The organism is Caulobacter sp. 73W (assembly GCF_041021955.1).
In the GTDB taxonomy this organism is placed as follows: Bacteria; Pseudomonadota; Alphaproteobacteria; order Caulobacterales; family Caulobacteraceae; genus Caulobacter.
Window position 1 is genome coordinate 1,250,024 of sequence record NZ_CP158375.1, and the last position, 19,429, is coordinate 1,269,452.

Here is a 19,429-nt window from a genome sequence, read left to right on the forward strand (position 1 = left end):
AATGATTCCGGGTGACCGCGCGGGGCGCGCGAATCACACTGATCGATGCGCCGCGGGCTGCGGCGGGGGACTGGAATGCGACTGCTTTCAAAGTCTGCGCGTGGCGGCAAGAACGTCACGCGTATCGAGGCTGGCCTGGATCGTGAACCGGAGGCCGACGGCTCCGACCGCCTGGTCGAAGCCACCCAGGCCATCGGCCTGCGCTATGAATCCATTCATGGCGGGCTGGACGGCATCGAGCGGGTCATGGAGCACCTGCGCGCCATCGAGCCGCTGCTGGCCGAAGTCCGCAAGCCGGTCACCGAAGAATTCGAGGCGCGCCGCGCCGAACACGCCGAGCTGCTGAGCCTGCGCACCGCGCACGACGCCGCGCTCGACAACATCGACGACCTGCAGGGCCGCGAGCGCGACCTGTCGGCCCGTCTGGCCGGCTCCGAAGCCAACTTCGGCGAATCCGAAGCCATCCGCCAATCTCAGGAATCGCAGCTCGAGGAAAACGCCCTCGAGCTGGACCGCCTGCGCAACCAGCTGCTGCAGACCGAACTGCGCGCCGGCTCGCTGGACGCGTCCCTGCGCGACGTCTCGGCCCGCGCCGAGCACCTCGACCAGGACTGCGCCGCCCTGCGCAACCAGGCCCAGGAAAGCGAAGCCCGCCGCAACGAGGCGGAAAACGCGCTGGCCCGCGCCACCCAGGACTTCAGCCTCGCCAGCGAGGAGAACGGCGTCCTGAAGAAGCGTCTGGACTACGCCAATGGCGAAGTCTCGCGCCTGGCCCGCGTCGAAGCCGAGCTGGAGACCCAGATCGCTTCGGAACGCGCCCGCAGCCTGGCCGACCAGACCGAAGCCACCCGCAACATCCGCGCCCTGGAAGGCCAGGTCGAAGCCGCCCGCTCCGACGCCGCCGCCCTGCAGGCGCGCTTCGAGACCGCCGTCGTCCGCGCCGACAAGCTGGAGGAACTGAACACCCAGCTGTCGCAACGCCTCGGCGAGATCGGCGCCGCCCACCAGACCGCCGAACGTCGCGCCAGCGAGCTGCAGGTGGCCGTGGACCGCGCCCAGGAACGCATCCGCAGCCTGGAAGAAGAGGCCGACGCCTTGCGTCACCGCCACGCTTCGCTCGACACCGCCCGCGCGGCGGCCATCGAGCGGGCCGACCAGCTGGCCAAGACCGTCCAGGCTCAGGAAAAGGCGCTCAAGCGCGGCGAGGAACGCGCCGCTCAACTGCGCGCCCGCTTCGAGACCCTGCAAGCCGCTCAGGACCAGGCGCAACGCGATCACGCCGAGCGCGCCACCGAAATGCAGTCGGAGCTGGAGCGCATCCGCGCCGAGGCCGCCGTCAACAGCGGCGCGCTGGAATCGGCTCGCCGCGACCGCGCCCGCCTGCAGATGGCCCTGCTGGGCGGCGGCGACCAGGACGACGACCGCGCAGCCGGCTGATTTCCGGCGGCCTGAAGCCGCATGATCGACCGCCGCACATGGTTGTGGATCGCCGTCGCCGCGACGGTTCTCCTGGCCATTGCGGCGGTCTTTTCACGTCGGCAGACCACCTTCGAAGAGGCCGAGGTCCTGGCCCGGCGCTACGCCGCCAGCGCGGCCAACACCTGCTCGCAGGACCGCCTCGGCGGCCGGTTCAAGATCGGCAAGCCCGACTACACGGCCATGGCCGGCGGCTGGATCTTCGACTTCCCCATCGGACGCGGCCATGTGGGCGTCGTGGTCTTCGAGACCCGGCGCGCGCAGTACGTTGGCGTGGATTGCGGGGAGCGGGTCTAACTTTGAAAGCCCGCTCACCCCGGCGAAGGCCGGGCCCCAGGTGAAACCCTGCTGAGGCTCTGGATGAATCTGGTTCCCGGCCTTCGCCGGGATGAGCGGTTGAGAGGTTGAGCGCAGTCAGCGCCCCCTCCGTCTCGTCGCTGCGCGCCGATCCACCTCCCCGGTTTCACGGGGCAGGAGAAGAGATTTTAAGCCGCCTCGAAGCTCAGGGGGCCACCCCAGAAGCTTTCGACGAGGGCGTTCTGAGGGCCGGGCTTGCCGGTGGTCAGGAAGCGGCGGTGGCTGCTGGAGCCGGGGTTCAGCTCCGGATGGCGGGCGAGGTAGCGTTCAAGCGCATCGGCCGTGGCGATCGGCTGGTGGATCAGCGGCGTGCCCGGCGGCAGGGCCGCGCGGAACAGGTCGGCGACGATCTCGTAGTGGGTGCAGCCCAGGATCGCCCGGTCCGGCGCGCGGCCGATACGGCGGGTCAGGGCGGCGACGCGCTCCTCGATCTCCTTGGCCAGCTCGACCACCCCGGCATTGCCCTCGATCAGGGGCACCAGGTTGGGACAGGCCTCGGAGAACACCGCCACGTCCTGGCGGCGCTTGTCGATCTCGATCTCGTACACCCGGCTGTTGGTGGTGCCCTGGGTAGAGAAGACGCCGAGGATGTCGAGCTTCTCGATCTTTTCCCCGCGCCGCTCGGCCTCGTGCTCCCACGGCAAGCCGGTGGCGGCCTCGATGGTCGGGACGATGATGCCCAGCACGTTCAGCGGCTTGCCCTTGGACTTGCGGTAGCCGGGCAGCCAGGTCTGCTGCAGGCGGCGAAGGGCGATGGCGCTGGCGGTGTTGCAGGCCAGGACCACCAGGTCCGCGCCGGCGTCGAACAGGCGCTCGCACCCGGCGCGCGTCAGGTCGACGATCTCCTCGCCCGCGCGGCCGCCATAGGGGGCGTTCGCCTGGTCGGCAAGATAGATGAAGTCGGCGGCCGGAAGCCGCTCCACGAGGGCGCGATGGACCGTCAGGCCGCCTACGCCGGAATCGAACACGCCGATGGTCATGAGACGGATTTAGACCCGCCCCGAGGCGCCGTCCATGCGCGGTTTAGAGCGACCGATGTTTCATTACAGGTGCGTAATATGACACGGCCCTCAAGAGGTCTAAGGTCCGCTCCATCGAAATCTGGAGACCCGACCTTGCAGCGTCGAACCTTCCTGGCGGCCACCGCCGCCACCGGCCTCGCGGCCGCCATGGCCCCCACCCTGTCCATGGCCCAGACCAACCCCTTGACCCAGAAATGGACCGGCCCGTACGGCGGCGTCCCCGCCTTCGACAAGGCCAAGGTCTCGGACGTGAAGGCCGCCCTCGAAATCGGCATGGCCGAGAACCTGAAGGAGATCGACGCGATCACGGCCCAGACCGCCGCGCCGACCTTCGACAACACCATCGTCCCGCTTGAGGACGCCGGCCGCACCCTGAGCGACGTCTTCACCTACTGGGGTATCTGGGGCGGCAACATGAGCACGCCGGAATTCCGCGCCGTGCAGCAGGAGATGAGCCCGGTCCTGGCCGCGTTCAACGACAAGATCAACCAGAACCCGGCGCTCTTCAAACGCGTCGAGGCGGTCTACAACTCGCCCGCCAAGGCCAAGCTGACGCCCGAGCAGCAGCGCGTGACCTGGCTGTACTACACCAACTTCGTGCGCTCCGGCGCCAAGCTGGACCAGGCCGCCAAGACCCGCATCGGCGAGATCAACAAGCGCCTGGCGAGCCTGTTTTCGACCTTCAGCAACAACCTGCTGGCGGACGAGGAGACCTATATCGAGCTGACCCAGGCCGACCTGGCCGGCCTGCCCGACAGCCTGAAGGCCGGCGCCGCCGCCTCGGCCAAGGATCGCGGCCTCGACGGCAAGTGGGTGATCGTCAACACCCGCTCCAGCGTCGATCCGTACCTGACCAACGCCACCAACCGCGCCATGCGCGAGAAGATCTGGCGCGCCTTCGTCAACCGCGGCGACAACGGCGACGCGCACGACAACAACAAGATCATCACCGAGATCCTGAAGCTGCGCGTCGAGCGCGCCAAGCTGCTGGGCTACAAGACCCACGCCCACTGGCGCGTGGAGAACAGCATGGCCAAGACCCCCGAGGCGGCCATGGAGCTGATGGAGGCGGTGTGGAAGCCGGCCATCGCCCAGGTGGCCATCGACGTGGCCGCCATGCAGCAGATCGTCGACGCCGAGAAGGGCGGCTTCAAGATCGAGCCGTGGGACTACCGCTTCTACGAAGAGAAGGTCCGCAAGGCGAAGTACGACCTCGATATGAACGAGGTGAAGCCGTACATGCAGATGGAGAAGCTGCGCGAGGGCATGTTCTGGGCCGCCGGCCAGCTCTACGGCTTCGAGTTCAAGCAGATCACCAACGTGCCGGTCTATCACCCCGACGTCCGCGTCTGGGAGGTGAACCGCGGCGGCAAGCTGGTCGGCCTGTGGTACTTCGATCCCTATGCCCGCCAGGGCAAGCGCTCGGGCGCCTGGATGAACGCCTATCGCGGCCAGGAGAAGTTCAAGGGCGACATCAAGACGATCGTCTCGAACAACTCCAACTTCATCAAGGGCGCACCCGGCGAGCCGGTGCTCATCTCGTGGGATGACGCCACCACCATGTTCCACGAGTTCGGTCACGCCTTGCACGGCCTGAACTCCGACGTGGTCTATCCGAGCGTGGCCGGCACCTCGGTGGCCCGCGACTATGTGGAGTTCCCCAGCCAGCTGAACGAACACTGGCTGCCGACCAAGGAAGTGCTGAGCAAGTTCGCCGTCCACTACCAGACCGGCGAGCCGATCCCGCAGGCCCTGGTCGACAAGATCAAGGCCGCCGACAAGTTCGGCCAGGGCTTCGCGACGACCGAGTATCTGGCCTCGGCCCTGATCGACATGAAGCTGCACCTGGCCGGCGACGTGACCATCGATCCGGACGCCTTCGAGCGTGACGAGTTGGCCAAGCTGAAGATGCCGACCGAGCTGGTCATGCGTCACCGCACCCCGCAGTTCGGCCACGTCTTCTCGTCCGACGGCTATTCGGCCGGCTACTACAGCTATCTGTGGGCCGACACTATCACCGCCGACGTGGGCGAGGCGTTTCAAGAGGCGCCGGGCGGCTACTACGACAAGGGCGTCGCCAAGAAGCTGCACGACGACATCATGTCGAAGGGCAACTCCATCGATCCGGCCCAGCAGTTCCGCAACTTCCGCGGCCGCGATCCAAAGATCGGCGCCCTGATGCGCGACCGGGGCTTCCCCGTTCCGCCGGGCGCGTAAGAGAGCCTCTGAGACAAGAACGGCCGGGGAGCGATCCCCGGCCGTTTTCAGTTCTGAGCGCCGATCCGCCTAGGCCTGCGCCACGGCCGGCGCCTTCCAGTTGCGGGCCAGGGCGAGGAAGACCGCCCCGGCGAAGAAGAAGAAGCCGAGTATCACGCTGGGCGGGCCGACCATGTAGAGGCCCATCATCAGCTGTTTCGAGGCCGCCGAACCGGACAGGTAGAGGTAGAGCACCGTGGTCATGCAGATGACCCCGATGTTGGTGAAGACGTAGTTGGCCGCCGCCAGCCAGTTGGGCGTGCGACGCCCCATCACCGCGTAGAACAGCCCCATAAGGGCCTGGCTGACCCAGCCGATCAGGTTGAGGTGGGCGTGGGCGCTGTAGGTCTCGTGATGGTGGGTCAGGCTCATGGCCATGCCCCACAGCACCCCGATCAGGATGTAGACGGTCGCCGTGGCGAAGAAGACGTAGGGCCAGCGGTTCATGCGGCGGCTCCCTGCATCTCGGCGGCGCGCTGGGCGAGCCAGGCGTTGAACGGCGCGTAGGCCGGGGCGAAGCCCGGGCGGGCGCGCATGCGCTGCATCCAGGCGGCGACGTTGGGCCAGGGCGACAGGTCGAAGCCGCCCGCCTCGCCAAAGCTGACGAAGGTCGCGCCCAGATAGTCGGCGATGGTGATCTGGTCGCCGCATACGAAGTCCCGGTCGGCCAGCATGGTGTCGTTCAGCACCGTCATCCAGCGGGCGGAACGCGTGCGGCCGTAGGTGACCAGGGCCTCGACGCCGGCGGGGTCGAGCCCTTCCGGCGGCATGACGGCGACATAGACGCCGAACACGCACAGGTCCTTGTGCAGGTTGGTGGCGAACCAATCCATGGTCTCGTTGATCCGGGCGCGGGCCTGGATCTCGACCGGATAGGCCGGCGAGGCGGCGCGGTCGGCCAGGTACTTGAGGATCGCCGAGCTTTCGCCCAGGCCGAAGTCGCCATCGACCAGATACGGCACGATGCCGTTCGGATTGACCCGCAGATAGTCGGGATGCTGGGCGCCGCCCGACATCATGTCGATGTGGACGATTTCGAGGTTGATCCCGGCCTCGGCGGCGAAATGCAGCACCGGCCGCGAAGTGGTGGAGATCGGATCGCTATAGAGTTTCATGATGTGCCCCTGACAGGCGGGGCGAAATAACGGCGCCCGTCGAACGCCGCAATGTCAGCTGTTGCATGGCTGTTATGCGTTTGTGCAGAATAGCGCACATGGACTGGAACGACCTGCGCGTCTTCCTGGCCGTGGCGCGGCAGGGCAGCGCGCTGGGGGCGGCCGCCGAACTTCAGGTGAACCAGACGACGGTGGGGCGTCGGCTGGATGCGCTGGAGCGCGCCCTGGGCCTGAAGCTAATCGAGCGCAGCCAGACCGGCAGCCGCCTGACCGCCGCGGGCGAAAAGCTGCTGCCCAAGGCCGAGAAGATCGAGGCGGAGTTCGCCGCGCTGTCGCAGCAGGTCAGCGCGTTCCAACGCGACCTGTCGGGCACCCTGCGCCTGACCCTGTCGGACCTGTCGGCCAACATGATGATGCCGGCCCTGGCGGACTTTCGGACGCTCTATCCCGAGATCACCGTCGAGCTGATCATCACCGACCGCTTCTTGGACATCGCCGCGGGCGAGGCCGACATCGCCATGCGCGGCACCGACCGGCTGGAGGACTCCGACCTGGTGGCGCGCAAGCTGGCCCAGTTCGAATTCGCCATCTGCTGCAGCCGCGCCTACGCCGCGCGGCATGGGGTCCCGAGCCGCCCCGAGGACCTGAAGAACCACATCCTGATCGGCGGCGAGCAGGACCTGGCGAACCTGCCGGTCCTGAAGTGGATGTTCGACCAGGCGCCTGACGCCGAGGTGCGCTGCCGGTCCAACAGCCTGGGCAACCTGATCATGGCGGTGCGCAACGGCCTGGGCGTAGGGCCCGCGCCGCTGCTGATGCTGGTGGACCACCCGGAGCTGGTCCTGTGCCTGACGCCCGAGCCGCCGATCATGGGCGGCAGCTGGCTGGTCACGCGGCAGGACATGAAGAACACGCCGCGGGTGCGCGCCTTCATCGACTTCTTCGTCCCCTATTTCGAGGGCGAGCTGCGCAAGGCGATGGACGCCTACGAGGCGGCCCAGGCCAAGCCCTACTAGAGCCGTTCGATGATGATCGCCGGAGCCATGCCGCCGGCGGCGCACATAGTCACCAGGCCGCGCTTCAGGTCCCGCCGCTCCAGCTCGTCGAGGATGGTCCCTATCAGGATGGAGCCGGTGGCGCCGATGGGGTGACCCAGCGCCATGGCCCCTCCGTTCACATTGACCTTGTCGCGGTCGAGCTCGAGGTCGCGGATGAACTTCTCAGCCACCACGGCGAAGGCCTCGTTGATCTCCCAAAGGTCGATGTCGTCCGGGGTCAGGCCAGCTTTGTTCAGCGCCTTCAGCGCGGCGGGCACGGGGGCGTTCAGCATCAGGGTCGGGCTGTCGCCGACATTGGCCGTGACCAGCACCCGGGCGCGGGCCTTCAGCGCATTGCGGGCGGCGTAGTCGGGCGAGGCCAGCAGCACGGCCGCCGCGCCGTCGACCACGCCGGAGGAGTTGCCCGCATGGTGGACGTGGCGGATCTTCAGGTCCGGATAGATCTGATGGATCAGGCCGGCGTAGGTGGTCCCCGCCTCGTCCAGGGGGACGTTGGCCATCCCCTCGAACGCCGCCTTCAGGTCGGCCAGGCCCTCGCGCGTGGTCTGGGGGCGGGGAAACTCCTCGCGGTCCAGGGCCAGGGTCCCGTCCTCGCGATAGATCGGGATCAGGGCGCGGTCGAAATGGCCGTTGCGGATGGCGTGGTCGGCGCGCTGCTGGCTGACCAGGGCCAGGTCGTCGAGGGCCTCGCGCTCGATCCCCTCCAGCGTGGCGATGGCGTCGGCGCAGACGCCCTGATGGCTCTGCGGATGACGGGCGCGCAGGCGCAGGTTGCCGGCGTCCATCATCGGCGGCGCGGTGCGGTCGGCGGTGGCGGCGGTGTAGCTCATCATCTCCGTGCCGCCGGCGATGACCAGGTCCTCCATGCCCGACATGATCTGGGCGGCGGCCAGGTTCACCGTGGTGATGCCCGAGCCGCAGAAGCGGTCGAGGGTCACGCCGCTGGCGCGGATGTCGTAACCGGCGTCGAGGGCGGCCATGCGGGCGAGGTCCCCGCCCTGCTTGCCGCGCTGGGTGCTGGTGCCCCAGATGATGTCGTCCACCTGGGCGGTGTTCAGGTTGTTGCGCTCGGCGATCGCCTTGAGCACGGCGGCGGCCAGGTGCTGGGGATGGAAGTCGGCCAGCGCCCCCTTCCCCACTTTGCCGACGCCGCGCGGCGTGCGGCAGGCGTCGATGATCAAGGCTTCCGGCATGGCGCTTCTCCTGGGCGAAGGCGGGTTCCTTCGTCGTCGGGAGAAGCTTCGGCGGGTTGGCCCTACGTCAGTCCAGCCCCTTATTTCACCGGCTGCCGTAGCCGCCGATCACCGGCAGGATCTCGCCGGTGATGTAGCTGGAGGTGTGGGGCGAGGCGAGGAAGACGTAGGAGGGCGCCAGCTCCTCCGGCTGGGCCGGGCGGCCCATGGGGGTATCCTCGCCGAAATGGGCGACCACCTCGGCCGGCTTGTCGCTGGGGTTCAGGGGCGTCCAGACCGGACCCGGGGCCACGGCGTTCACCCGGATGCCCTTGGGGATCAGGTGGCTGGCCAGGGACCTGGTGAAGGCGTGGATGCCGCCCTTGGTGGCCGAGTAGTCGAGCAGGTCCTTATTGCCCATCAGGCCGGTGACCGAGCCGGACATGACGATGGCCGAGCCGGGTTTCATGTGCGGCACCGCCGCCTGGGCCATGAAGAAGTAGCCGTAGAGGTTGGTCTTCAAGGTGGCGTCGAAGTGTTCCTCGGTCAGCTCTTCCAGCGAGGGGGCGTGGACCTGGAAGGCGGCGTTGTTGACCAGGACGTCCAGCTTGCCCAGCTCCTTCACCGTCTGCTCGACGGCGGCCTGGCAGAAGTCGCGGCTGCGCACGTCGCCCTTGATGACGATGGCGCGGCGGCCTTCTTTCTCGACGGCCTTCTTTGTGGCCTCGGCGTCCTCGTCCTCGTCCAGGTGCAGGATGGCGATGTCGGCCCCCTCGCGGGCGAACAGCACCGCCACCGAACGGCCGATGCCGCTGTCGCCGCCGGTGATGATCGCCACCTTGTCGAGCAGCTTTTCCGACCCCTTGTAGAACGGCGCGTCGTACATGGGGGCCAGGTCGAGGTCGGCCTCCGAGCCCGGCTTGGCCTGATGCTGGGCCGGCAGGGGCGGGACGGGATATTCCCGCGCCCCGGCCTGCATGGCGAAGGAGCGCTCCTCACCTGCCGCCTTGTCGGCCTGTTCGACCTGATCCTGCACCTTGCGCTGCTGGTCGGCGGCGCGTTCGGCCTGGGCGTGGGGGTCGGTCATGGGGAGGCTCCGGGTTCTGGGGTCGTGGTCAGAACGCGGGGGGGCGGGAGGGGTTCGCGGTTTGCTCGGTTGGAGGCAGCGTGGGTGCGTGCTTCGACTGGTCGCTAAAGCTCCCGCTCAGCATGACGAGGATGGAAAGCGCTACTGAGTTCGTCATCCTGAGCTTGTCGAAGGACGCAATGCGCCTCCCGATCAGGCTCCAAAAACTCTCAAAACTTGCTTTTGACAGCCTTCTCGCTCATAAGGCCCGCTTTCCGGCGCAGCATCAGCCAGCGCCCTCCACCGCCACGACCCCGGCCTGGGAGACCAGGACACCATCCGGACGAGGGCGGCGAGGACCCCCGTCGACGTGATCGTCCACGGGGGCTGGCTGCGTTGCGCTCATGGGTGAGCTGAATGTTCGACGGCCTTACAGAGCGACTTTCCGGCGTATTCGACCGGCTTGGCGGGCGCGGCGTCCTTTCGGAAAAGGACGTCGAGGAAGCGCTGCGCGAAGTTCGCGTCGCGCTGTTGGAGGCCGACGTCGCCCTGCCGGTGGTGAAGGACTTCATCTCCAAGGCCAAGGAAAGCGCCACGGGCGAGGCGGTGATCCGCGCCGTCCGTCCCGCCGACCAGGTAGTCAAGATCGTCTATGACGGCCTGATCGAGATGCTGGGCGGCGAGGAGCCGGAGCCCCTGCGCCTGGCCACCAACCCGCCGACGGTCATCCTGATGGCCGGTCTGCAAGGTTCGGGTAAGACCACCACCTCGGCCAAGCTGGCCCTGCGCCTGAGCAAGACCGAGCGCAAGAAGGTCCTGCTGGCCTCGCTGGACACCCGTCGTCCGGCCGCCATGGAGCAGCTGGCCGCTCTCGGAACCCAGATCGGCGTCGAGACCCTGCCGATCGTCGCCGGCCAGTCGGCCCCCGACATCGCCAAGCGCGCCCTGAGCGCCGGCAAGCTGGGCGGCTACGACGTCGTCATCCTCGACACCGCCGGCCGCACGACCCTGGACGAGGCGATGATGAGCGAGGCGGCGGAGATCGCCAAGCTCGCCAATCCCGTCGAGACCCTGCTGGTCGCCGACAGCCTGACCGGCCAGGACGCGGTGCGCACCGCCACCGCCTTCCACGACCGCCTGCCGCTCACCGGCCTGATCCTGACCCGCGCCGACGGCGACGGCCGCGGCGGCGCCATGCTGTCCATGCGGGCGGTTACCGGCCTACCGATCAAGTTCCTGGGCGCCGGCGAGAAGGTCGACGAACTCGACGCCTTCGACGCCCGCCGCGTGGCCGGCCGCATCCTGGGCCAGGGCGACGTCGTGGCCCTGGTGGAGAAGGCCGCGGCCGAACTGGACCAGGCCCAGGCCGAGCGCATGGCCAAGAAGCTGGCCAAGGGCCAGTTCGACCTCGACGACCTCGCCAGCCAGCTCGCCCAGATGCAGAAGATGGGCGGGATGCAGGGCATCATGGGCCTGCTGCCCGGCGTCCAGAAGGTCAAGAAGCAGATCGAGGAAGCCAATATCGACGACAGCGTCTTCCGTCGTCAGCAGGCCATCATCAGCTCCATGACCAAGCAGGAGCGCAAGAAGCCCGACATCCTGCAGGCCTCGCGCAAGCGCCGCATCGCGGCCGGCGCCGGGGTCGACGTGGCCGAGGTCAACCGCCTGCTCAAGCAACACCGCCAGATGGCCGACATGTTCAAGTCGATCAGCAAGGACGGCGGCAAGGGCATGATGAAGATGGCTCAGGCCATGGGCCTGGGCGGCGGCGGGGCCAACCCGCTCAAGAACCTCGGCGGCGGCAAGATGCCCTCCGAAGCAGAGATCGAAGCCGCCGCGGCCAAGCTGCAGCAGCAGGGCGGCCTTTCGGGCCTGCCCGGCCTCGGCGGTGGAAAACTACCTGGCCTGGGCGCCCTGCCGCCCGGCTTCAACCCGTTCAAGAAATAACCTGAACTAGACTCCAAGGAACTGAAAATGCTGAAGATTCGTCTCGCCCGCGGCGGCACCAAGAAGCGCCCGTACTACTCGATCGTCGTGGCCGACAGCCACTCGCCGCGCGACGGCCGCTTCATCGAGAAGGTCGGCACCTACAACCCGCTCCTCAAGAAGGACGATCCGACCCGCGTCACCCTGAAGCTGGAATCCATTCAGGGCTGGCTGGCCAAGGGCGCTCAGCCGACCGACCGCGTCGCGCGCTTCCTGTCGAAGGAAGGCCTCGTGAAGTGGGAAGCCGGCAACAACCCGAACAAGGCTCAGCCGGGCAAGAAGGCGCAAGAGCGCACCGCCGAACGCGCCCAGCGCGAAGAAGACCGTAAGGCCGCCGAAGTCGCCGCCGCTGAAGAAGCCGCCGCCGCCAAGGCCGCCGCCGCTGAAGCCGCTGCCGCCGCCGCCGCCGCCGCCGCCGCCCCGGCTCCGGAACCGGAAGCTGCTCCGGCTGAAGAAGCCCCGGCTGCTGAAGAGGCTCCGGCCGCTGAAGCCGCTGCTGAAGAAGCTCCGGCCGCCGAAGAAACCACCGAAGCCTAAGGTCTTCACATGTCGGACGCCCTCATTCTGGTTGGCCGCGTGGCCGGGGCGTTCGGCGTGCGGGGCGAGGTCCGGATCAGCACCTATACGGCCGATCCCCTCGCCCTCGCGCAGTACAAGTCTCTGGTGCGTGAGGACGGCTCGCCCGCCCTCACCATCACGAGCGCCCGCGTGGTCAAGGACGGGATCATCGCCCGCTCCCCCCAGATCGCCTCCAAGGAAGACGCCGACGCCCTGCGCGGCCTGAAGCTTCACGTTCTGCGCTCGGACCTGCCCGAGCCGGAGGAGGACGAGTTCTATCTTACCGACCTGGTCGGTCTGGCCGCCGTCACGCCGCAGGGCGAGACCTTGGGCCGCATCAAGGCCGTGCAGGACTTCGGCGCCGGCGATCTGCTCGAGATCACGCCCGCCGCCGGGGGGCAGACCTGGTTTCTGGCCTTCACCCGCGAGAACGCCCCGGTCGTCGACATCGCCGGCGGCAAGGTCGTGGTCATCCGCCCCGACGAGGTGGGCGAGAGCGAGCCGACCAACCAGGACTAGCCGGGTTTACGGACCCGCATCAGGCATTCCTGAGCGACAGAGGCGACCAGGGTTCCGTCCTTGGCGTACATCTGGCCGCGCACCAGCCCACGCCCTTGCGAGGCGGACGGGCTGTCCTGCGAGAACAGCACCCATTCGTTGAAGTCGAACGGCCGGTGGAACCACATGGCGTGGTCCAGGCTGGCCGCCTGCAGGCCGGGGGTGCTCCAGATCAGGGCGTGCGGCCGCATGGCCGTCTCCATGAAGGCCATGTCCGAGGCGTAGGCCAGGGCCGCGTGCTGCATGCGGATGTCGTCGCCGATCGGCGCCTTGGCCCGCATCCAGACGTCCTTCAGCGGCGACATCTTCTGCGGGTCGAGAAGGGACTGAGGGTCGGGCCAGCGCACGTCGATGGGGCGCGGCTTCTCGAACTGACGGATCAGGCCGCGCGGAGCCTTGTCGCCGAGGGTCAGCAGGCGGTCCAGCTCGGTCGGCACGGTCAGGGGCTCGGGCGCCTCCGGCATGTCGAACTGGTGCTCGTAGCCGTCCTCGATCGACTGGAACGAGGCGGCGAGATTGAAGATCTGCTCGCCGTTCTGGATGGCGGTCACCCGGCGGGTGGTGAAGCTGCCGCCGTCGCGGGCGAAGTCGACCTCGTAGACCACCGGGATCTTCACGTCGCCGGGACGGATGAAATAGGCGTGCAGCGAGTGGCAGATGCGCTCGGGCACCGTCTCGTAGGCGGCCAGCAGGGCCTGGGCGATGACGAGGCCGCCGAAGATGCGCGGGAAGCCGTCGTCGGGGGACACGCCCCGAAACAAATTCTTCTCGATGCGTTCGAGCTTGAGGACGGCGGCGAGGTCTTCGGTGGTCTCCATGCCGTTTCGCTTAGGAGCATCGGCGGGGCGCGGCAACCTTGACTTTGCGGGGCCTATGGCCGCATCGCCGTCCCGGAACAAGGATACGGGTGCGCCCATGACGCTCTTCTCCGGCCTCAGCGCCTTTCCCATCACGCCCGCCGACGCGGACGGCCGCGTGGATGTCGCGGGCGTGCAGAAGGTGGTCGGCCGCCTGGTCGAGGCCAAGGTCGATTCCATCGGCCTGCTGGGCAGCACGGGGACCTACGCCTACCTGACGCGGGACGAGCGCCGCCGCGCGGTGGAAGCCGCCGTGGAGCGGGTGCAGGGCGAAGTTCCCCTGATGGTCGGCATCGGCGCCACCTCGACCGCCGAGGTGATCCGACTGGGCCAGGACGCGGCCAAGGCCGGGGCGGACGCCGTGCTGCTGGCGCCGGTGTCGTACCTGCCCCTGTCGGACGAGGAGGTCGCCCAGCACTACGCGGCCGTGGCGGCGGCGGTGGGCCTGCCCCTGTGCATCTACAACAACCCCACGGTGACCCGCTTCACCTTCAGCCCCGAACTGATCGGACGGCTGAGCCAGGTCGAGGGGATCGCGGCGGTGAAGACCTCCGGCGCCGATACGCCGCAGGAGGCCCAGGCCCTGATCGCCGGCCTGCGAGCCCAGGTCGCGCCGGGCTTCTCCATCGGCTGCGCCGCCGACTGGATGGTGACCGAGGCGATGATCGCCGGGGCGCAGGCCTGGTACAGCGTGCTGGGCGGGCTGTTCCCCGCCCCGATCCAGACCATCGTGCGGGCCGTCCGCGCCGGGGACGCCGACGCCGCCCGGGGCGAGAACGCGCGGCTGAAGCCCCTATGGGACCTGTTCAAGGAACTGAGCAGCTTCCGCATCGTCTATGCGGCCAACAACCTGCTGGGCCTGACCGACGCCCAGCCGCCCCGCCCGATCCTGGGCCTGTCGGAGACCGATCGCCGCAGGGTGGCGCAGGTCATCGACGACCTGCAGCTGGCCTGACCCGCACGGACATTTGGTGTAAAGGCCCGCCCATGCCGTTCACCGCCACCGTCCTGACCATGTTTCCCGAGGCCTTTCCGGGCCCGCTCGGCGTTTCGCTGATCGGGACGGCGTGGCGCGAGCAGGACCTTTGGCGCTTGGAAACGCTGGACATTCGGGGCTTTTCCGCAGATAAGCGCGGCTTCCTCGACGACACCCCCGCGGGTGGCGGTCTGGGACAAGTGCTTAAAGCGGACGTCATAGCCGCCGCGCTAGATAGCGTGGAGCGGGATGGGCGGCCGCTTTTGTACATGAGCGCCAGGGGTCGTCCCCTCACCCAGGCGCGCGTGCGTGAGTGGAGCAAGGCCCCCGGGATCATCGTCCTGTGCGGCCGCTTCGAGGGGGTGGACCAGCGGGTGCTCGACAGCCGCGGGTTCGAGGAGGTCTCCGTCGGAGACGCGGTTCTCGCCGGTGGCGAGGCGGCGGCGATGGTGGCGATCGAGGCGTGCGTCCGACTGATCCCCGGCGTTCTTGGGGATATCGGCAGCACGAGTGAAGAAAGCTTCGAGGACGGTCTCCTCGAGCATCCGCAGTACACGCGACCGCGGACGTTCGAAGGGCTCGACATCCCCGAGGTGCTGCTGTCCGGCCATCACAAGAAGGTCGGCGAGTGGCGAAAGCTTATGCGTGAAGAAACAACCCGCGAGCGGCGTCCAGATCTCTGGGCAGCGCATCTCGCCAATCAACAGGCAAAGGGCGGCCCTTCTCGCAAGGGGTAAGCCCAGTAGGAGAATTTAAGATGGCTGCGAACATCATCAAGCAACTGGAGCAGGAAGAAGCCCAGCGCCTGCTCGACGCCCGCAAGGTTCCGGAATTCCAACCGGGCGACACCCTGCGCGTCAACGTGAAGATCAAGGAAGGCGACCGCGAGCGCATCCAGGCGTACGAAGGCGTCTGCATCGCCCGTCAAGGCGGCGGCATCCATGAGAGCTTCACCGTCCGTAAGATTTCGTTCGGCGAAGGCGTGGAGCGTCTGTTCCCGCTGCTGTCGCCGAACATCGACAGCATCGAAGTGAAGCGTCGCGGCGTCGTGCGTCGCGCCAAGCTGTACTACCTGCGCGACCGTCGCGGTAAGTCGGCCCGTATCGCCGAGCGTCAGATGAGCAACAGCAAGGAAACGACCGAAGCCTAAGGCTTCGTCGAGACCTGAAGTTCGAAGGGCCCCGGAGCGATCCGGGGCCCTTTTTCTGTTCCGGCTATTCGGCGGGCGCGGTGCTGATGCCGGCGTTGCGGCGGGCGCGGGTCAGGCGAGCGCGGATCTGGGCGTCGCGGACGAAGGCGCCGGGGATCTCGGTCAGGTGGCGCAGGCCGGCCACGGGCGACATGTTGCGCACTACCTGGCGGGCCTGGGACAGGACCTCGGCCCGCATGCGGCGACTGTCGATCTCGCCCTGCTCTCGCACCAGGCTGAGACGGTGAAGCGAATAGAGGCCCAAGATCGCCGCGATCAGGAAGAAGAAGTCCCAGTTGGACAGGCGCAGGGCGCGCACCACCAGCAGGCCGTCGGGGCTGGTCCAGCGCAGGGCGATCTCCAGGGCGCGGACCGAGAAGAAGTCGGCGAACAGACCGCCCAGCACCGGGGCGAGGCCGGCGGCGGCGGACGAGACCATGGCGCTGGCGGCCACATAGGCGGTGGCCGAGCCGCGTGGCGACAGCTTCAGGGCGATGTTGGCGGTGGCCAGGGTGACGCCGGCCGAGGCCAAGCCCATCAGCAGATGCAGGCCGACCAGATAGGCCGCCGCCCAGTTGCGGTCGGCGATCTGCGAGGCGCCGACCATGCCGGCGATGCACAGGATGAAGATCGGCGTGGCGAAGGCCAGGACCGACTTGTTGGAGAACCTGTCCGACAGCAGGCCCCAGGAGCGCAGAGCCACCAAGTTGGCCAACTGACTGGCCACGCTGAGCAGCACCACGAAGGTCATGGAGAAGCCCAGCTGGCGCACGAAGAACACCGTGAAGAACGGCGTCGCCAGGTTGGCCGCGAACTGCCAGCTGGCGAGATATGCGATCAGGCGGCGGAAGTTCACGTCCCGGAACGGGGCGCGCAGCAGGGCGAAGAAGTCGACCTTCTCATGCAGGGCGGGCATGGCCGGCTCGGGCATGCGGGCGACGATCAGGGCGCTGATCATGCCGAACACGCAGCCGACGATGTAGAGGCCGAAGAACGCCCAGCCGCGCAGGGGCGAACCGGGTGCGGCGGCGTCCAGGGCGAAGGCGGCGGCGAGGCCGGCGGCCATGCTGACCAGGGTGGACCAGATGTTGCGCTTGGCGACGATCTCGCCCAGCCGCTGTTCGGGCGCCAGGTCGCGGATCCAGGCGTTCCAGGCGCAGCCTCCCACCGCCCCGGCGGCGCAGTAGACCAGCTGGGCGGCCAGCAGCGCGCCCAGCGACGGCCCGCCGGGGAAGAAGGCCAGCACCGCCATGCCCACCAGCATGGCGCGGCCCAGGACGCTGGAGACCACGGCGATCCGCTTGCGCGTCCGCATCCGCTCGATCAGCACCACGCTGGGCGCCTGGAGGAGCTGGGTCCAGAACGGCAGGGCGGCCAGCAGGCCGATCACCGAGTTGGGCGCCCCCAGATAGAGGGCGAAGGCGGTCAGGATGACGCCGGACGTCATCGCCCCGGTGGTGTTCGAGAAGGCGGACTCGATCACCATCTGGCGGACGCCGCGCTCGCGCGCCTCGTCGGACAGGCTGTCTACGGGGGCCAGGAACATCAAACCGCAGTCTGGTGAGGGAATACGGCCTGAAGAAGCCCCGCCGGGGACGGTTTGTTCCGACAGCCCCGACCAGCACGGCCCTGAGGGGCAAAATGTTGCGCGAAAGCCGCGTCACGACGCCGCTCGACGAAAGATGATGCTCAGGGAACTGGACGAGGCCGCTCCACGGGCCTAAATCGCCGCCATGTCCGGCAAAACCCTCTACGACAAGATCTGGGATGCTCACGTGGTCGCCGAGGACGGCGGCGAGGCCATCCTTTACATCGACCTGCACCTCATCCACGAGGTGACGACGCCCCAGGCCTTCGCCGGCCTTCGCAGCGCCGGCCGCGGCGTGCGCCGCCCCGACCGCACCCTCGCGGTCGCCGATCACAACATCCCGACTGAGGGCCAGGACCTGGGCACCGCCGGGATCACCGATCCGGAAGCCAAGCTGCAGCTGGAGACGCTGGGCGCCAACACCAAGGCCGCCGGGATCGAGTATTTCGGCATGGGCGACATCCGCAACGGCATCGTCCACGTGGTCGGCCCCGAGCAGGGCCGCACCCAGCCGGGCATGACCATCGTCTGCGGCGACAGCCACACCTCGACCCACGGCGCCTTCGGGGCGCTGGCGCACGGCATCGGCACGTCGGAGGTCGAGCACGTCCTGGCGACCCAGAACTCTGCGCCAGAAGAAGTCGAAGAACATGCGGGTGACCTTCACCGGCGCGCCTGCGCCCGGCGTCGGCGCCAAGGACTACGCCCTGGCCATGATCGGCGAGATCGGCACCGGCGGCGGCACCGGCTACGTCATCGAGTATGCGGGCGAGGCCATCGAGACCCTGTCGATGGAGGGCCGCATGACCCTCTGCAACATGACCATCGAGGGCGGCGCCCGCGCCGGCCTGGTGGCGCCCGACCAGATCACCATCGACTATCTGCGCGGCCGCCCGGCGACGCCCAAGGGCGCGGCCTTCGACATGGCCGCCTCCTACTGGAAGACCTTCTTCACCGACGCGGACGCCAGGTTCGACCGCGAGGTGGTGATCGACGTGTCCAAGCTGGTCCCGACCGTGACCTGGGGCACCAGCCCCGAGGACGTCATCGCGGTGACCGACGTGGTGCCCGATCCGGCCACGATTTCCGACGAGACCCGCCGCCTGTCGGCCCAGAAGGCCCTGGACTATATGGGCCTGACCGCCGGCCAGAAGATCACCGAGGCCAAGGTCGACGTGGTGTTCATCGGCTCGTGCACCAACAGCCGCATCGAGGACCTGCGCGAGGCCGCCGGCGTGGTCCAGCACGCCTTCGTCAACGGCCGCATGGTGGCGCCCCACGTGCGGGCCATGGTGGTGCCGGGCTCGGGCCTGGTGCGCGAGCAGGCCGAGGCCGAGGGGCTGGACGCCATGTTCAAGGCCGCCGGCTTTGAATGGCGCGAGCCGGGCTGCTCAATGTGCCTGGGCATGAACCCGGACAAGCTGACCCCGGGCCAGCGCTGCGCCTCGACCTCCAACCGCAACTTCGAGGGCCGCCAGGGCCCCGGCGGGCGCACCCACCTGATGAGCCCGGCCATGGCCGCGGCGGCCGCCATCGCCGGCCATATCGCCGACGTGCGGGAGTTCCTGTGATGCAAGCCTTCACCCGCCTCGACAGCCGCGCCGCGCCGCTGAACCAGACCAACATCGACACCGACCAGATCATCCCCGCCCGCTTCCTGAAGACGGTAGAGCGCGAGGGCCTGGGCAAGGGCCTGTTCCACGCCTTCCGCTATGACGAGACCGGGGCGGAGCGTAGCGACTTCGTGCTGAACCGGCCGGAGTACAAGGGCACGTCGATCCTGGTGGCTGGCGACAATTTCGGCTGCGGGTCGAGCCGCGAACACGCCCCCTGGGCGCTGATGGATTTCGGCATCCGCTGCGTGATCGCGCCCAGCTTCGCCGACATCTTCAACAACAACTGCTTCAACAACGGCCTGCTGCCGATCGTCCTGCCGGTCGATCAGGTGAACGCGCTGATGGACGAGGCCAAGGGCGGCAACCACGTCTTCACCGTGGACCTGGAGGCCCAGACCGTCACCGCGCCGTCGGGCAAGTCCTATGGCTTCGATATCGATCCGGGCCGCAAGGAAAAGCTGCTGAAGGGCCTGGACGCCATCGGCGAGACCCTGCAGCACGCCGGCGACATCGACGTGTTCGAGACCAAGCGCGCCATCGGCCAGCCCTGGCTGGAACAGGCGTAAAGCCGCCTCGCCT

General features: G+C 68.2%; 18 protein-coding genes and 1 pseudogene. 12 read left to right on the forward strand and 7 right to left on the reverse strand.

Features of this window, described 5'->3' with window-relative positions; genetic code table 11:
* Positions 1 to 75 precede the first annotated feature (75 nt).
* Positions 76 to 1,437: an intermediate filament-like cell shape determinant CreS gene (locus ABOZ73_RS05910; protein WP_369061499.1), complete on the forward strand. Its 1,362-nt coding sequence runs from the start codon at positions 76 to 78 to the stop codon at positions 1,435 to 1,437.
* 21 nt (positions 1,438 to 1,458) lie between these two features.
* A complete protein-coding gene (locus ABOZ73_RS05915) occupies positions 1,459 to 1,773 on the forward strand; it encodes a hypothetical protein (protein WP_369061501.1) in 315 nt (104 codons plus the stop codon).
* 188 nt (positions 1,774 to 1,961) lie between these two features.
* On the opposite strand, the gene ABOZ73_RS05920 is transcribed toward ABOZ73_RS05915, so the two are convergent.
* On the reverse strand, positions 1,962 to 2,813 hold the full coding sequence (locus ABOZ73_RS05920; protein ID WP_369061503.1) for a glutamate racemase: 852 nt from the start codon (positions 2,811 to 2,813) through the stop codon (positions 1,962 to 1,964).
* 135 nt (positions 2,814 to 2,948) lie between these two features.
* On the opposite strand from ABOZ73_RS05920, the gene ABOZ73_RS05925 reads away from it, so the two are divergent.
* Complete coding sequence (locus tag ABOZ73_RS05925; protein WP_369061505.1) at positions 2,949 to 5,072, forward strand: M3 family metallopeptidase; 2,124 nt, start codon at positions 2,949 to 2,951, stop codon at positions 5,070 to 5,072.
* A 69-nt stretch (positions 5,073 to 5,141) separates the two neighbouring features.
* On the opposite strand, the gene ABOZ73_RS05930 is transcribed toward ABOZ73_RS05925, so the two are convergent.
* Both ABOZ73_RS05930 and ABOZ73_RS05935 read right to left on the reverse strand, forming a co-directional pair.
* A complete protein-coding gene (locus ABOZ73_RS05930; RefSeq protein ID WP_369061507.1) occupies positions 5,142 to 5,558 on the reverse strand; it encodes a hypothetical protein in 417 nt (138 codons plus the stop codon).
* Positions 5,555 to 6,226, reverse strand: a complete 672-nt coding sequence (locus ABOZ73_RS05935) for a glutathione S-transferase family protein (protein ID WP_369061509.1) — start codon at positions 6,224 to 6,226, stop codon at positions 5,555 to 5,557. Before ABOZ73_RS05935 ends, ABOZ73_RS05930 begins: the two co-directional genes overlap by 4 nt.
* Positions 6,227 to 6,324: 98 nt before the next feature.
* Here ABOZ73_RS05935 and ABOZ73_RS05940 point away from each other — a divergent pair, with 98 nt between their 5' ends.
* Complete coding sequence (locus ABOZ73_RS05940; protein ID WP_369061510.1) at positions 6,325 to 7,242, forward strand: LysR family transcriptional regulator; 918 nt, start codon at positions 6,325 to 6,327, stop codon at positions 7,240 to 7,242.
* Here ABOZ73_RS05940 and ABOZ73_RS05945 read toward each other — a convergent pair.
* Both ABOZ73_RS05945 and ABOZ73_RS05950 read right to left on the reverse strand, forming a co-directional pair.
* Positions 7,239 to 8,477 carry an acetyl-CoA C-acetyltransferase gene (locus ABOZ73_RS05945; protein WP_369061512.1) on the reverse strand — a complete coding sequence of 413 codons (1,239 nt, stop codon included), beginning with the start codon at positions 8,475 to 8,477 and terminating at the stop codon, positions 7,239 to 7,241. The genes ABOZ73_RS05940 and ABOZ73_RS05945 overlap by 4 nt on opposite strands.
* Positions 8,478 to 8,562: 85 nt before the next feature.
* The gene (locus tag ABOZ73_RS05950) at positions 8,563 to 9,543 is read right to left on the reverse strand and encodes an SDR family oxidoreductase (RefSeq protein ID WP_369061514.1); all 981 of its coding nucleotides are present in this window, start codon (positions 9,541 to 9,543) and stop codon (positions 8,563 to 8,565) included.
* Positions 9,544 to 9,939: 396 nt separating this feature from the next.
* Here ABOZ73_RS05950 and ffh point away from each other — a divergent pair, with 396 nt between their 5' ends.
* From ffh to rimM, 3 genes are read left to right on the forward strand one after another with little or no spacing between them, the layout of a single operon-like run.
* Positions 9,940 to 11,469 carry a signal recognition particle protein gene (gene ffh, locus ABOZ73_RS05955; protein WP_369061516.1) on the forward strand — a complete coding sequence of 510 codons (1,530 nt, stop codon included), beginning with the start codon at positions 9,940 to 9,942 and terminating at the stop codon, positions 11,467 to 11,469.
* A 27-nt stretch (positions 11,470 to 11,496) separates the two neighbouring features.
* Positions 11,497 to 12,045: a 30S ribosomal protein S16 gene (gene rpsP / locus ABOZ73_RS05960; protein WP_369061518.1), complete on the forward strand. Its 549-nt coding sequence runs from the start codon at positions 11,497 to 11,499 to the stop codon at positions 12,043 to 12,045.
* Between the two features lie 9 nt (positions 12,046 to 12,054).
* Complete coding sequence (rimM, locus tag ABOZ73_RS05965; protein WP_369061520.1) at positions 12,055 to 12,585, forward strand: ribosome maturation factor RimM; 531 nt, start codon at positions 12,055 to 12,057, stop codon at positions 12,583 to 12,585.
* Here the strand turns inward: rimM and ABOZ73_RS05970 are convergent.
* Positions 12,582 to 13,442: an acyl-CoA thioesterase gene (locus ABOZ73_RS05970; RefSeq protein ID WP_369061522.1), complete on the reverse strand. Its 861-nt coding sequence runs from the start codon at positions 13,440 to 13,442 to the stop codon at positions 12,582 to 12,584. The two genes, rimM and ABOZ73_RS05970, sit on opposite strands and share 4 nt — an antisense overlap.
* Positions 13,443 to 13,539: 97 nt before the next feature.
* On the opposite strand from ABOZ73_RS05970, the gene ABOZ73_RS05975 reads away from it, so the two are divergent.
* From ABOZ73_RS05975 to rplS, 3 genes are read left to right on the forward strand one after another with little or no spacing between them, the layout of a single operon-like run.
* A complete protein-coding gene (locus ABOZ73_RS05975) occupies positions 13,540 to 14,436 on the forward strand; it encodes a dihydrodipicolinate synthase family protein (protein ID WP_369061524.1) in 897 nt (298 codons plus the stop codon).
* Positions 14,437 to 14,468: 32 nt separating this feature from the next.
* Complete coding sequence (gene trmD / locus ABOZ73_RS05980) at positions 14,469 to 15,194, forward strand: tRNA (guanosine(37)-N1)-methyltransferase TrmD (protein ID WP_369061526.1); 726 nt, start codon at positions 14,469 to 14,471, stop codon at positions 15,192 to 15,194.
* Positions 15,195 to 15,214: 20 nt separating this feature from the next.
* On the forward strand, positions 15,215 to 15,607 hold the full coding sequence (gene rplS, locus ABOZ73_RS05985; protein WP_369061528.1) for a 50S ribosomal protein L19: 393 nt from the start codon (positions 15,215 to 15,217) through the stop codon (positions 15,605 to 15,607).
* 64 nt (positions 15,608 to 15,671) lie between these two features.
* On the opposite strand, the gene ABOZ73_RS05990 is transcribed toward rplS, so the two are convergent.
* Entirely contained in the window at positions 15,672 to 17,192 is a 1,521-nt protein-coding gene (locus tag ABOZ73_RS05990; RefSeq protein WP_369061530.1) for an MFS transporter, read from the reverse strand.
* A gap of 187 nt (positions 17,193 to 17,379) precedes the next feature.
* Here ABOZ73_RS05990 and leuC point away from each other — a divergent pair.
* Both leuC and leuD read left to right on the forward strand, forming a co-directional pair.
* Positions 17,380 to 18,805 (forward strand): annotated as a pseudogene (gene leuC / locus ABOZ73_RS05995) (3-isopropylmalate dehydratase large subunit).
* Positions 18,805 to 19,416, forward strand: a complete 612-nt coding sequence (gene leuD, locus ABOZ73_RS06000) for a 3-isopropylmalate dehydratase small subunit (RefSeq protein WP_369061531.1) — start codon at positions 18,805 to 18,807, stop codon at positions 19,414 to 19,416. Before leuC ends, leuD begins: the two are co-directional and overlap by 1 nt.
* The last annotated feature ends 13 nt before the right edge of the window (positions 19,417 to 19,429 follow it).

What these genes read in the sequence shown, in the direction of transcription:
- rimM (WP_369061520.1), top strand. Translation starts at nt 12,055, where the DNA reads ATGTCGGACGCCCTCATTCTGGTTGGCCGCGTGGCCGGGGCGTTCGGC.
- ABOZ73_RS05920 (WP_369061503.1), bottom strand. Translation starts at nt 2,813, where the DNA reads ATGACCATCGGCGTGTTCGATTCCGGCGTAGGCGGCCTGACGGTCCAT.
- ABOZ73_RS05910 (WP_369061499.1), top strand. Translation starts at nt 76, where the DNA reads ATGCGACTGCTTTCAAAGTCTGCGCGTGGCGGCAAGAACGTCACGCGT.
- leuD (WP_369061531.1), top strand. Translation starts at nt 18,805, where the DNA reads ATGCAAGCCTTCACCCGCCTCGACAGCCGCGCCGCGCCGCTGAACCAG.
- ABOZ73_RS05975 (WP_369061524.1), top strand. Translation starts at nt 13,540, where the DNA reads ATGACGCTCTTCTCCGGCCTCAGCGCCTTTCCCATCACGCCCGCCGAC.
- ABOZ73_RS05915 (WP_369061501.1), top strand. Translation starts at nt 1,459, where the DNA reads ATGATCGACCGCCGCACATGGTTGTGGATCGCCGTCGCCGCGACGGTT.
- ffh (WP_369061516.1), top strand. Translation starts at nt 9,940, where the DNA reads ATGTTCGACGGCCTTACAGAGCGACTTTCCGGCGTATTCGACCGGCTT.
- ABOZ73_RS05970 (WP_369061522.1), bottom strand. Translation starts at nt 13,442, where the DNA reads ATGGAGACCACCGAAGACCTCGCCGCCGTCCTCAAGCTCGAACGCATC.
- ABOZ73_RS05945 (WP_369061512.1), bottom strand. Translation starts at nt 8,477, where the DNA reads ATGCCGGAAGCCTTGATCATCGACGCCTGCCGCACGCCGCGCGGCGTC.
- ABOZ73_RS05930 (WP_369061507.1), bottom strand. Translation starts at nt 5,558, where the DNA reads ATGAACCGCTGGCCCTACGTCTTCTTCGCCACGGCGACCGTCTACATC.
- rplS (WP_369061528.1), top strand. Translation starts at nt 15,215, where the DNA reads ATGGCTGCGAACATCATCAAGCAACTGGAGCAGGAAGAAGCCCAGCGC.
- ABOZ73_RS05950 (WP_369061514.1), bottom strand. Translation starts at nt 9,543, where the DNA reads ATGACCGACCCCCACGCCCAGGCCGAACGCGCCGCCGACCAGCAGCGC.
- ABOZ73_RS05990 (WP_369061530.1), bottom strand. Translation starts at nt 17,192, where the DNA reads ATGTTCCTGGCCCCCGTAGACAGCCTGTCCGACGAGGCGCGCGAGCGC.
- trmD (WP_369061526.1), top strand. Translation starts at nt 14,469, where the DNA reads ATGCCGTTCACCGCCACCGTCCTGACCATGTTTCCCGAGGCCTTTCCG.
- ABOZ73_RS05935 (WP_369061509.1), bottom strand. Translation starts at nt 6,226, where the DNA reads ATGAAACTCTATAGCGATCCGATCTCCACCACTTCGCGGCCGGTGCTG.
- rpsP (WP_369061518.1), top strand. Translation starts at nt 11,497, where the DNA reads ATGCTGAAGATTCGTCTCGCCCGCGGCGGCACCAAGAAGCGCCCGTAC.
- ABOZ73_RS05940 (WP_369061510.1), top strand. Translation starts at nt 6,325, where the DNA reads ATGGACTGGAACGACCTGCGCGTCTTCCTGGCCGTGGCGCGGCAGGGC.